Annotated in this window: 12 protein-coding genes and 1 tRNA gene; 1 reads left to right on the forward strand and 12 read right to left on the reverse strand. The window is 42.8% G+C overall.

The genetic code is table 11. From position 1 onward, the window contains the following. Positions 1–31: 31 nt before the first annotated feature. From rpsF to BIV16_RS12650, 9 genes are all read right to left on the reverse strand, one after another. Positions 32–322: a 30S ribosomal protein S6 gene (gene rpsF / locus BIV16_RS12610; RefSeq protein WP_075680461.1), complete on the reverse strand. Its 291-nt coding sequence runs from the start codon at positions 320–322 to the stop codon at positions 32–34. A 102-nt stretch (positions 323–424) separates the two neighbouring features. Beyond that, positions 425–610 carry a DUF951 domain-containing protein gene (locus BIV16_RS12615; protein ID WP_075680462.1) on the reverse strand — a complete coding sequence of 62 codons (186 nt, stop codon included), beginning with the start codon at positions 608–610 and terminating at the stop codon, positions 425–427. 4 nt (positions 611–614) lie between these two features. Next, entirely contained in the window at positions 615–1,328 is a 714-nt protein-coding gene (locus BIV16_RS12620) for an NAD-dependent protein deacylase (RefSeq protein ID WP_075680463.1), read from the reverse strand. Between the two features lie 67 nt (positions 1,329–1,395). Beyond that, a tRNA-Met gene (locus BIV16_RS12625) sits at positions 1,396–1,469 on the reverse strand. A 73-nt stretch (positions 1,470–1,542) separates the two neighbouring features. After that, entirely contained in the window at positions 1,543–2,073 is a 531-nt protein-coding gene (locus tag BIV16_RS12630; protein ID WP_075680464.1) for a spore maturation protein, read from the reverse strand. Positions 2,074–2,136: 63 nt separating this feature from the next. After that, a complete protein-coding gene (locus BIV16_RS12635) occupies positions 2,137–2,832 on the reverse strand; it encodes a YczE/YyaS/YitT family protein (protein ID WP_075680465.1) in 696 nt (231 codons plus the stop codon). A 640-nt stretch (positions 2,833–3,472) separates the two neighbouring features. Further along, positions 3,473–4,081 (reverse strand): nucleoside recognition domain-containing protein, encoded by a 609-nt coding sequence (locus BIV16_RS12640; protein ID WP_075680466.1) that lies wholly within the window; start codon positions 4,079–4,081, stop codon positions 3,473–3,475. Positions 4,082–4,141: 60 nt separating this feature from the next. Further along, on the reverse strand, positions 4,142–4,390 hold the full coding sequence (locus BIV16_RS12645) for a hypothetical protein (RefSeq protein ID WP_075680467.1): 249 nt from the start codon (positions 4,388–4,390) through the stop codon (positions 4,142–4,144). A gap of 154 nt (positions 4,391–4,544) precedes the next feature. Beyond that, a complete protein-coding gene (locus BIV16_RS12650; RefSeq protein WP_143524738.1) occupies positions 4,545–7,313 on the reverse strand; it encodes a DUF5704 domain-containing protein in 2,769 nt (922 codons plus the stop codon). A gap of 174 nt (positions 7,314–7,487) precedes the next feature. Between BIV16_RS12650 and BIV16_RS12655 the strand changes: the two genes are divergently transcribed. Further along, a complete protein-coding gene (locus BIV16_RS12655; RefSeq protein ID WP_242940372.1) occupies positions 7,488–9,296 on the forward strand; it encodes a DUF885 domain-containing protein in 1,809 nt (602 codons plus the stop codon). Positions 9,297–9,366: 70 nt separating this feature from the next. On the opposite strand, the gene atpC is transcribed toward BIV16_RS12655, so the two are convergent. The 3 genes from atpC to atpG are packed head-to-tail and all read right to left on the reverse strand — an operon-like array spanning position 9,367 to position 12,179. Further along, positions 9,367–9,780, reverse strand: a complete 414-nt coding sequence (atpC, locus tag BIV16_RS12660) for an ATP synthase F1 subunit epsilon (protein ID WP_075680469.1) — start codon at positions 9,778–9,780, stop codon at positions 9,367–9,369. A 58-nt stretch (positions 9,781–9,838) separates the two neighbouring features. Then, a complete protein-coding gene (gene atpD, locus BIV16_RS12665) occupies positions 9,839–11,227 on the reverse strand; it encodes a F0F1 ATP synthase subunit beta (RefSeq protein ID WP_075680542.1) in 1,389 nt (462 codons plus the stop codon). A 58-nt stretch (positions 11,228–11,285) separates the two neighbouring features. Continuing rightward, positions 11,286–12,179, reverse strand: a complete 894-nt coding sequence (gene atpG / locus BIV16_RS12670) for an ATP synthase F1 subunit gamma (protein ID WP_075680470.1) — start codon at positions 12,177–12,179, stop codon at positions 11,286–11,288. Between the last annotated feature and the right edge of the window lie 5 nt (positions 12,180–12,184).

Raw genomic sequence — 12,184 nt, forward strand, 5'->3', positions numbered from 1 at the left:
TGGTTTTATGGAACCTCAAAACGGTTCTATTCTATGCCTCGTCTTTTCTAACGCATAAGAAACGAAGAACATTGTCCATAATACGAACGTCCTGCTCAACTTCTGCTGGAACTGTTGCTTCAGCGTCGAACTGGATGAAGTAGTAGTAGCCTTCGCTCATTTTCTGGATATCGTAAGCTAATTTCTTCTTACCCCAGTCTTCTACTTCTGTTACAGTACCACCGGCACGTACGATGTAATCTTTTGCCTTTTCTACTGTAGCTGTTCTCGCATCATCTTCGATCTTTGCACTTACAACGAGTGCTAATTCATATTTGTTCATGCGAATTTTTCCTCCTTTTGGTCTCTGGCCCATTCAATTGGAATGAGCAAGGATAATTTAATATATCACGAGCATCTACTATACCATGTTTTTTTCACAATTTCAAGCTTTTTTCTTAATTTCTTTTGTGTTTTTCTCTACTAATTTTCTTGCAATCATAATCTGATGGCCGCATCCCATACATTTCAAACGAAAATCTGCTCCAACACGTAAGATTTCCCACTCGCTGCTTCCACATGGATGCTGTTTTTTCAGACGAACAACATCTCCAACTTCATATTGAATCATCTTTTTATACCTCTATCTTTGAAAAAATCTCCCCAATGCTTCCCTGAATCAAAAGATCCGCTCTGTCATCCATCGGGGTTGTCGATTTATTGACTAATACAAGTTTGTTTCCTCTATAATAATCAATCAGACCTGCCGCCGGATATACTGCAAGAGAAGTGCCACCGATAATCAACATATCTGCATGTTCAATATAATAAATCGCCTCTCTCATCGTCTGGTCATCCAGACCTTCCTCGTACAATACGACATCTGGTTTTATCAGTCCGCCGCACGCATCACAACGTGGCAGTCCATCGGACGAAAGCACATACTCTGCGGAAAACAGCTTTCTACACTTGGTGCAGTAATTTCTGTGAACACTTCCATGAAGTTCTAAGACTTTCTTGCTTCCCGCTGCCTGATGGAGTCCATCGATGTTCTGCGTAATCACAGCCTTTAGTTTTCCTGCCTGTTCTAACTCTGCCAGCTTCTTGTGCGCCTCATTCGGTTTTGCATCCAAATACAGCATTTTATCCTTATAAAAACGATAAAATTCCTCTGTATGGCGCATGTAAAATGTGTGGCTTAAAATTGTTTCCGGCGGATAGTCATACTTCTGATGGTACAAACCATCCACACTTCGAAAGTCGGGAATGCCACTCTCTGTCGATACCCCGGCTCCGCCAAAAAATACGATATTATCTGATTCTTTTACCCATTTTAAAAATTCATCCATCGTTTTCACCTCTGTGTTAAAAAAGCACCGGAAAACCGTCCATTCGGCTTCTTCCGGTGCTTATGAGTTGCGGGAATAGGATTTGAACCTATGACCTTCGGGTTATGAGCCCGACGAGCTTCCAGACTGCTCCATCCCGCGTCAACGATATTTATTATAGGAGTTTTCTTTTCATTTGTCAAATTTTTCGAAAAAGTTACTTTGCATGACTGTGCTATACGCCACAGAATCCTGCAAAAAATACGCTTGCCGCAATGCCAAAAAACGTTGCAACCAACGAGCCCCACAGTGTGTAACGCGTCTTTTTTACATGTGCCGCCATAAAGTAAACCGACATGGTGTAAAAAATTGTCTCTGTGGAACTCATCATGATAGAGGCGATGAGCCCCAGCCTGGAATCTGTACCGTATTCTTTATACAAATCCAAAAGGAGCCCCGTCGCCGCAGAAGAGGAGAACATTTTTACCAAAGCAAGCGGTACCAGTTCTGCCGGAAAATGAAACAGCGCCATAATATTAGAAAGAACTGCACTTATCGCATCTAAAAAACCGGACGCCCGAAGAATCCCAACTGCTACCATGAGACCAATCAGTGTCGGCAAGATGGAAATCGCAGTCTGGAATCCATCTTTTGCCCCTTCCAAAAATTGTTCGTAGACATTTTGTTTCATTAAAATGCCCATTCCTACAATGAAAAAGACCAAAAACGGAAGGATTGCGTTCGACAGAAAGACCAGAAAATTCATGTGGCTTTGTTTCCTTTTTCCTTTAGTTTATTGTATGTGCAACTAAATGGTTTTAGAACTATTTTATTCTTCTGAACCTTCTGGGATCTGTTTTTTCGTTCCATCAGATGCAATCAATGGTTTTATTACCTTCTCAACGCGCTCCATAAAGAATTGGATGAGCGGTCCCTGAATCAGCGCATTTAACACGGTTCCAAATCCGAGTGTAGAACCAAATGTATCTACACCGCAAAGTAAGAATCCAACCGTTAAAAAGGTAAGGTCGATTCCAATTCTGACAAAACGATATTCCAGTTTTGTTTTATCTGTAAAAATAAGAATGAACAAATCATTCGGTGCAACACCAAGGTCGCATGCTTTTTCCATGGAAAATCCAATGGCAATCAGAATACAACTGACTACCACAAAGCAAAGTCGTACCGGAACCGGAAAGTTTCCTAACGACAATGGCATAATCACACGGTTCATCAAATTGATGCATACACCGGCGAACATTAGTGCCATCACTGTTCCGATATTAATCTGTTTCCACTCACGGAACACCGCAATGATTACAAGTGTAAAAAGAATCGACAAAAGCAGATTGGCATTGCCGACGTTCATATGCAACAGACGCGCAATTCCCGTTGTAAAAATAGTGAATGGATCTGCTCCAATCGACGTCTGGATAAAGATTGCAACTCCTGTCTGAATAATCAAAAGACCTGCAAGAAACACAATAATACGCTTTGTAAGCTGGAATAAATTTATATTTTTCATGAAATACCACCTCATCATGTGCCAACAATATTTTCTTAGACAGTCTAACACACTCTGTATTTCATTTCAATCATTTTCTGTCATTTTCCGTCATTTTCCGTCACACCATAAAATATGGCACACGGATGAGATACCTTTCATCAGGCATACTTAAAATTTTTTTCACTCATCCGAACAAAATTGACTTGCCTTTGTGCAATTTGCCAACAAGGAAACTGTAAGTTAACTTTTAATACCCGATTCTTACACGATAAAAGAGAGTACTAATTGTACTCTCTTTTATCGTATAAGAATTCTGTCTTGGTCGCGTATTTTGTGTAACCAGTAGAAACGCATTTTACCTCTTTCGGCTTTGCTGCCCCAACTGCCTCCTCTAATACGCGTCCAAACTCTGTTGTCTTTTTCTTCTTTGGCTGCTCTTCTCTTGGTCTGTTTCCAAAGTCTGTGAGTCTGCTTACGATGACAATTGATTGAACTTGTAGAATACTACCTTCTTGGTATGCTGCTGTTCTCCCCTCCTTGGGTGCATATTTCTTTTTGTTCTAATACTTATATCGGGCAAACATTCTGTTTTCTTAATGGTTTTTGTTAAATTGTCAGATATTTTATCTTGTAACGACAATAGAACACATAAAATATGCTACCGTCTTCTGTTTCGAATCAGGCAAAAAACAACCGCTGCGGCCGTACTGCAACAGGTTGCCGCAATCGCAGGCCCGACAATTGCAAGCGGAGCTGTACTTCCATATTGCCCCCGGTACGCAATAATATTGACCGGTATCAACTGCAAGGATGAAATATTTAGAATCAAAAAGGTACACATCTCCTTCGAGGCAATCTCTTTCGCTCTGTACTTTGTCGTGCCATAACGTTTACAGTTTTCCTCATTCCAGTCTGCCAGCGCCTCCATTGCCTTTAACCCTGCCGGAGTTGCCGCCCACCCTAACCCAAAGATATTGGCAATCATGTTGGCCGCAATATATTGGTTGGCAATGTGGTCTTTTGGCAGCGACGGAAACAATAACCGAAGAATCGGGCGAAGCCCTTTTTCTGCCTGTTTCATCAGACCTGCTTTTTGTGCAATACGCATGAATCCGACCCAGAACGACATCACACCAAGCATTGTCACACAAAGCATAACCGCCTCCTTCGCCGAGTCGATTGCTGCTTTCGACACTTCTGGCAATGTTCCATGAAATGCCGCATAAAAAATTCCAAGCAATATCATGCCTGCCCAAAGATAGTTCATTTCGCCTCTTTCTTACTTTCTCTTTCTTCTAGCTTATGAACCCACTTTTTCCATCATTCCTTAAAATAAATGCTTAATACTGCTGATTTGTTTTGCCATGTCCATAATTTTATCACAATTTGCCACTAGATAATCCTCTAAGTGGCAAATCTCTTCATCCGAGAATCCCTGGTTTCTTTGTATCTTACAAGCGGGAATACTTCCTTCCGCCAAATCCTTCCCACGCTCAAACGATACCGACACGTATCGTTTTCCTTCTTTTGCGAGAACTTTTGAATATGTCATCTTCACTTCCTGTTGCTGTTCCATGTAAACCTCCTTGTTATCCGCCACACTCCTGCGGTGTCATGTGCGTTTGAATGCCTGTTTTAAAAATCAGGCAATCACTTTCATTTTCCAAATCTGTATCATGTCGACATAAAATGTATCGGCTTTTTCCTCTGCAAGATTAAGGAATTCTCTATTAATGCGTTCCGAAACTTTGATAATCCGACGAGATTGTGTTCGCCAAATCAAATACAAACGTATCCCCCTCCTCAAAGAAAAAGGTTGTTCCCTCACCATCCACACGCATCGTTAAAAACCCTTCTGTTTTCCACATATCGCAGTAGCCGTTTTTCGCATTTTGTGGATTGCGGTAATTAAGATGCGGACTGTTTCCCTTTAGCAACGTAAAATCGGTGTTCACAATGAGATAGCCTCCCTGGAGGAAAATTTCATCTTTGGTGTCTATCCGTCCGCCCTTTTTGCGAAGGTACGCCTTCAAATCTATGTCTGCCGGCACGATGTAGATGTCCGGTTCGATTCTACATGTTCCGTTCCATTTTTGCCACGCATTCGATTTACAAGCGGAATTATGATACAATTCTGCGTCTGAATCCATGTCTTGTAGCACTTCTTGTTCTAAAATGATGCCTTGTGACACTTCTTCCTTTTGTGCTAAAACGATGTCCTGTGACAAATCTTCCTTTTGAACGGAACTCTGACCGGCTTTCGCAGCCACAACATCGTTTGCCCCCTCCCAGGTAAAAGGAAGCGTGATTTCCTCCAAAGTATCTTTTTGATACAGACGGACACGCTGCCGGTTCGTTCCTTCTTTTGTAATATGATAAAAGGTCGGAGACAGCCGCATCCCATTTTCTTTTCCGGGGCTTGTTCCAACCGAGGTAAGCGAAAATTCAACGCGGTAACCAAGTCCGACCGGCCCGGCATTCTTTCGGTAAGGATGGCTGCCTTTTAAAATCGGGCAAAGATAAAGCGAATTCGTCTCCCGTCTCTTCTTTCCATTCCAATCGTTGGTTCCGGCAAAGTAGGTTATTCCGCTCCGCTCTGTTGTTCCACTTTTCCAGAACACGCTTTGCCAGCGCGGATAATCTACCACGTTGGTAATCTGAAAATCAAACAGCCTTCCCACCACCGTCGCATCCAATCTGACTGCCGCCGTATCATAGTCTGAATTCTGATTCGCATTCCATTGCATGCTTGCAGGCTCTTTTGCATTGTACGCAAGTGCGCGGTACCAGATTTGGTAATCCCCCTCCGGGACGTTTTCCGGCAGTGTAAATACCGTCTCTCCTTCTTTTACCGGAATCCAGGTCTCCTTTTCGAAATACTGCGTCCCCTGAATTACCGCAAACGGAAAATAAACCTGATATTCCTTTACAAATTCACTGTAATCTTGCGTTCCATATCCTTTTACATCCAGATGTGTTCCCTGGGCCGACAGCGTAACCGAAAACGTCCTGCCTAAAATCAGACTTGGATATACAGTCGGATTTACCTGCTGGTTCCATGCGCGCTCGTCCGATATGCTCCCGGCGCAAACCACCGGTGTATGTACCTTTATTCCGTTTGTTTTCTCGATTTTGTATTCTTTTTCCGCTCTTGAAGCTATCAAGTGGTATTTTGTCATAATATCAGTGTCATAAAAACCGTTCGTCACTCCCTTTGGAATCACCATTTTTTCTCTTGTAAACGTGACTGGCCGCTGTTCCATCAGATACGTCGGAGCACTTGTCTCCTTTTTAGACCATCCTTCTTTTAGATAACAGTCTCCGTCAATCGAGAATCCATCGTTGTTCACCTCGATTTCTCCGACGGAGCGTTCCACCTTTTCCTGCATTTTTCCATAAGAAAGGTAAGGACGGTTACTTCCACCGTCTAGCGTTCCACCGGAAAGCTCAATCGTTGTCTGCGGAAGTTTTAAGTATTCTTCCTGGTTCATCACGCAAGTCAGCTCCGGAATCCTGTCATTCTTTAACAGAACCGGTTCGTCCGCCTGAAATGCCTCATTTTTTACTAGACAGGTATCGAGATAATACAGCCGGACTTCACTCAGCTTCCAATAAGAGAACTCACGCCTGACCTCGTAAAATTCTGTGATGGTCACGTTCTCCTCATGATGTTCCTCATCCTCCCACACCAGCTTGTATGTCGTTTTTGCCGTAACAGGCAGCTCATAATATCCGGTATAATGCAAAAAATCTGCCTGGTAAAAATACTGCTCTACCTTCCCTGACAGCGTAACCGGTTTTCCTGATGGAATTGCAGTTTCCACCTCGTACTCATTTGATGACAAATGTAGTTCATTTACCGTACGAAGATCCTCCTCCTGTATGAGTGAGCCATTACTCACTTCCTCGACCTCTACCACCTCTTTCGGATCTCTGTCCAAAAAAGACGGGTTCCCCGGAAAATAGACTGCTTTATCATAATGCGACGCCAGTGCCTCCGGCGCCGCCCAGGTTTCCGCTCCCATGATGCCTTCCTTTGTGTCGTAAACATTTTTGGTAAACGTTCCATCATAAGACATGCTTCCCCTGCATTTTCCGCTGTCTTTTACCGTCATGATGGCATCTAGATATAACATCCCTCCATTGCGGTAAAGTTCCTCTGCCCACGCCGGATTCTGTTCCGCAATCCGGCTGTAAATCTCCTCCTTTCCAATTCGAAAATAACTGAATACGTAACCCTTTTTTGCAGGGTCATCTTTGCTGTCCTGGTATTGCTCCAGTTTTACACGGACACAATCCGTTTTTCCTATCTTTTTATTCTCCCGCTTTAGCGTCCAGCCAAGTGTCACATAACTGACATCGCCGGTCGCCTTCTTGTCATGCGTTGTCATCCATAACGTTCCTTCTTCGTCAAATTCTAAGCGCTCTTTGTAGCAGTCGCTTTCTTTTGCAAAGACAGCAGTCTCACTTTTTAACGCAGCAAGAATAAAACCTGCCAAAATGAGAACACTTATGACAAGCCGCACTTTTCTTTTTCTTTTTCTTTTTCTTTTCTTAATGGGAATCATTCCTCTCGATTACATATTAAGAGAAACCTTTACATATGATGTGTTAATTAGATATAATAGAATTAGGATTTATTCTAACATAGGAAATGAGGTATTTCAAGTTTGATGTTTCGATCCAATCATTTTATTTTTCGAAAAAAAAGACAGGTTTCTGCCGCCGTCTGCGTGATGCTGGCAGGCTCTTTAGCTGTTGGTTGTGCTTATACGGATCACAAAAAATCGGTCTCCCTTGGTTCCGGTGACGGTGACCCTGCTGTTACTGCGGCCTTTGATAACTTTTTGAACGAATTGTTCCAGTCCGAGGTGACTTCAAACAGCATCAACCTTCATTACACGTTATCGGACCCTAAAGCTTTTGGGATTGAGGACTATGATGTCACACTCGGTGACCTTTCTTCAGATTCGCTCGCCGAGAATTACGCGACGATTGAGAACACACTTGCCCAGTTAAAAACCTATGACTATACTTCACTTTCCGGCAACCAGCAATTGACCTATGATATCTTATCCGACTATTTGCAGAAGGAACTTTCCGTGTCCAATCTCGATTATTACGATGAGATTTTAAAACCTTCGACCGGCACGCAGGCACAGCTGCCGATTCTCTATGAAGAATACGAGTTTCATACCGTTTCGGATATCGAGGACTATCTAGATTTGATTGCACAGACGGATTCCTATTTTGATAAAATCATCGCCTATGAAAAAGAAAAAGCGGATGCCGGACTTTTCATGTCTGACTACGCTTGTAGTACAATTATTTCACAATGCGACGCTTTTACGGAAAATGTGGATAACAATTACCTGATTGTCACATTTGATAATAAAATCGATGCTTTTGAAGGCCTCACGGAATCGGAACGTGATACCTACAAGGCAGAGAATGAACAGAATGTAAAAGAACATGTCATTCCGGCCTACGAGAATCTTTCCGCGGCTTTGGAGGAACTGAAAGGCTCCGGCACCAATGACAACGGACTTTGCTATTTTGCAGATGGAAAAGATTACTACGAATACTTAGTCTACACGGCTACGGGTTCCTCCCTTTCCATCCCGGATATGGAAAATGCCATTTCCAAACAGCGTTCCGCAGATTTATCTGCCGCAAACACCATGATGAGTGATGACCCGGAACTTTGGGAGCGCTGCAACGAAGTGACGTTGACTATCACGGAACCGGACTCCATTTTAAAAGAATTACAGGAACAGATGCTTGCAGATTTTCCGGCTACACCAGATACCAACTTTTCCATTCATTATGTAGATGAATGTATGGAAGATTATCTGGCACCTGCTTTTTATATTACCTCACCGATTGATGATTACACGAACAATTCCATCTACATCAATCCGGCATCGGAATATGCAGATATGAAACTATTCACCACACTTGCACACGAAGGGTATCCTGGCCACCTCTACCAGACGGTTATGACGCATACCTCCGGAATTGAACCTATCCGCTCCATGCTCAACTACCCTGGTTATGTCGAGGGATGGGCAACCTACGTCGAGATGAAATCTTACCATTATGCCGGTCTTGATGAAAACGTTGCTACGCTGCTGGAGCGAAACCAGAGCGCTCTGCTTAGCCTGTATGCCACAACGGACCTTGGAATCCATTATGATGGATGGACGCTTGACGATGCCACTTCTTTTTGGAATCAGTATGGCATCACCAGTGCCTCAACCATCCAGGAAATTTATGAGCTGATTGTCGAGGAACCTGCCCATTATCTGGAATATTACGTTGGTTATTTGAATTTCCTTCAGTTAAAGGATAACATGCAAAAAACATATTTTACCAACTTCGATGAAAAAGCATTTCACCAGGCACTTTTAGAGATTGGTCCCGCACCATTTGATATTATTGAAAAATACCTGCCTGCTTATTATGAAAACGCATTAAAATAATTTCTTGCATAAAAAACCGCCCGTCATTGGAAGGTCTTTGTGACGCTTCCAAAAACGGACGGCTTTTCTTTTATTTACCTGATGTAGCCTTTAATCTCGCCATTGCTCTCGCAAGTGACGCTCTGGAATGATAATATTCCTGAATGCTTTGTTTCTGGCGAAGCTGCTCTTCGGCTCTCTCTTTCGCCTCAAGTGCTCTCGCAACATCAATCTCTTCCGGTCTTTCTGCGGTCTCTACCAAAAGTGTGACACGGTTGTTGATGATTTCAACGAATCCCATGCCGACAACTGCATATTCCCAGTTATCGCTTCCTTCCGGCTGAAAACGCATCTCACCTTCATCGATTGCAATAATCATATCTTCATGATGAGCTAAAATCTCTTTTTGTCCATCATATTCCGGGACAATCAAAGAACGACATCTTCCGGAATAAAACACACGGTTTGCAGATATGATTTTTAAATAAAATGTATTGGTTGCCATATGCTTTTCACCTTTCCGGTTTCTCTACCATTTACATGCTACTTTTTACTACTGCATACTACTGCATGTTTTTTGCTTTTTCAATGACGTCTTCAATAGTTCCTACGTTGAAGAATGCATTTTCTGGATATTCATCCATCTCACCATCGATGATTGCTTTGAATCCACGGATGGTTTCTTTTAATGGCACATACACACCCTGAATACCAGTAAAGTTCTCCGCTACATGGAATGGCTGTGATAAGAACTTCTGAATCTTTCTGGCACGGAATACCAACAATTTATCTTCGTCTGCTAATTCTTCCATACCAAGGATTGCGATGATATCCTGTAATTCTTTATATTTCTGTAAAATCTCCTGTACCTTACGTGCAACCTGGTAATGTTCTTCTCCGACAATATCAGGCTCAAGGATACGGGAGCTTGACTCTAATGGGTCAACGGCCGGGTAAATACCTTGCTCTACAATCTTTCTGGACAATACGGTTGTTGCATCCAGATGTGCGAATGTTGTAGCAGGAGCCGGGTCAGTCAAGTCATCGGCTGGCACATAAACCGCCTGTACGGATGTAACGGAACCGTTCTTTGTGGAAGCGATACGTTCCTGTAATTCACCCATCTCAGTTGCAAGTGTTGGCTGATAACCTACGGCTGATGGCATACGTCCTAACAGAGCAGATACCTCGGAACCTGCCTGTGTGAAACGGAAGATATTATCGATGAATAAAAGCACGTTCTGATGCTTCTCATCACGGAAATATTCTGCCATGGTAAGTCCTGTCTCAGCGACACGCATACGAGCTCCAGGTGGCTCGTTCATCTGACCAAACACTAGCGCTGTTTTCTCTAATACACCGGATTCTTTCATTTCTGTCCAAAGGTCATTACCCTCTCTGGAACGCTCTCCAACTCCGGTAAAAATGGAGTATCCGCCATGCTCTGTGGCTATGTTGCTGATTAACTCCTGAATTAATACGGTTTTACCTACTCCGGCACCACCGAACAAACCGATTTTACCACCTTTTGCATAAGGAGCAAGAAGGTCGATAACTTTGATACCGGTCTCAAGGATTTCCTCTGCCGGGTTCTGTTCTTCAAATGTAGGTGGTTCTCTGTGGATTTCCCACTTTTCGGCACCATCAAGCTGGTCACCACCATCAATTGCTTCACCTAATACGTTGAACAGACGGCCTAAGGTCTGCTCACCGACTGGTGTCTTGATACCGCTTCCGGTTGCTGTTACTTCCATGTCACGACAAAGTCCCTCGCTGGAAGCAAGCATGATACAACGGACGGTATTATTTCCAATATGCTGTGCGACTTCCATCACACACTTTTTATCACCATTTAAAACTTCAAGTGCGTCCCTGATTGCCGGTAATTCTTCATCTTCGAATTCTACATCGACAACAGGTCCCATCACCTGGACAATTTTTCCTGTTTTCATTGAAATCACCATGTCTTTCTGTAACAGTGCGAAAAATATTTTTCACACGAAAGCTTTCTTATTTTTTGCGTTTTCGTTTCTGCGATTTAGCGCCGGCGATTACCTCTGTGATTTCCTGTGTAATTGCCGCCTGTCTGGCACGATTATACAGAATATCCAGTTCATGAAGCATATCTTTTGCACTCTTTGATGCAGCTTCCATCGCCATCATTCTGGCATTCTGCTCGCAGGAAAATGATTCTACCAATGCACCATAGACAAATCCGACTACATAATCTGGTACGATTCGATCCATAACCGCTTCCGGTGATGGTTTGAGTGCCAGTTCCTCTCGTGGAATATCCACAGGAATCTGAACATCAAAATCTGCTTTCCTCAGTGGAAGAAGCTGTAAAATCTGGGTTTCTTCCTGAATGGCATTGATCATACTGGTATAAATTATGTAAACCTCGTCTAATTCTTCGTTCCGGTAAAGCTCCAAAATCTCTTCTGCGATATTTCTTGCTCTGTTTAGCGTCGGGTTCTGAACGGTGTAATGAAACTGTTTTTGAATCTCAATTCCACGCTGTTCAAAATAGTGACGTCCTAACTCACCAAGCACGAAAAGCTCGTGATTTGGATGTGAGCTTAAATGCTCTTCTGCAAGCTTTAGAACGTTGTGGTTATAGGACCCTGCAAGACCTTTGTCCGCAGTGATAACGATATAACCTACTTTTCGTTCCTCCACAGGCTTATCTTCCGTTGATTTGAAATAGATATCTTCCACTTCCGGAATGTGTCGTAAAATACGGCTCATCTCAGACTGCAGCGTGAAGAAATATGGCTCTGTGTCTGCAAGCATTTTTTTCGACTTTTTCAATTTGGAAGAAGAAATCATGTACATGGCATTCGTAATCTTTAATGTATCATTGATACTTTTAATTCGATCCTGAATTTCCTTCGTATTTGCCATAATAT

It is taken from the genome of Roseburia sp. 831b, from assembly GCF_001940165.2.
Lineage (GTDB): Bacteria > Bacillota > Clostridia > Lachnospirales > Lachnospiraceae > Roseburia.

Coding starts and splice junctions, on each gene's coding strand:
- rpsF (WP_075680461.1), bottom strand. CDS start 322: ATGAACAAATATGAATTAGCACTCGTTGTAAGTGCAAAGATCGAAGAT.
- BIV16_RS12615 (WP_075680462.1), bottom strand. CDS start 610: ATGATTCAATATGAAGTTGGAGATGTTGTTCGTCTGAAAAAACAGCAT.
- BIV16_RS12620 (WP_075680463.1), bottom strand. CDS start 1,328: ATGGATGAATTTTTAAAATGGGTAAAAGAATCAGATAATATCGTATTT.
- BIV16_RS12630 (WP_075680464.1), bottom strand. CDS start 2,073: ATGAATTTTCTGGTCTTTCTGTCGAACGCAATCCTTCCGTTTTTGGTC.
- BIV16_RS12635 (WP_075680465.1), bottom strand. CDS start 2,832: ATGAAAAATATAAATTTATTCCAGCTTACAAAGCGTATTATTGTGTTT.
- BIV16_RS12640 (WP_075680466.1), bottom strand. CDS start 4,081: ATGAACTATCTTTGGGCAGGCATGATATTGCTTGGAATTTTTTATGCG.
- BIV16_RS12645 (WP_075680467.1), bottom strand. CDS start 4,390: ATGGAACAGCAACAGGAAGTGAAGATGACATATTCAAAAGTTCTCGCA.
- BIV16_RS12655 (WP_242940372.1), top strand. CDS start 7,488: ATGTTTCGATCCAATCATTTTATTTTTCGAAAAAAAAGACAGGTTTCT.
- atpC (WP_075680469.1), bottom strand. CDS start 9,780: ATGGCAACCAATACATTTTATTTAAAAATCATATCTGCAAACCGTGTG.
- atpD (WP_075680542.1), bottom strand. CDS start 11,227: ATGAAAACAGGAAAAATTGTCCAGGTGATGGGACCTGTTGTCGATGTA.
- atpG (WP_075680470.1), bottom strand. CDS start 12,179: ATGGCAAATACGAAGGAAATTCAGGATCGAATTAAAAGTATCAATGAT.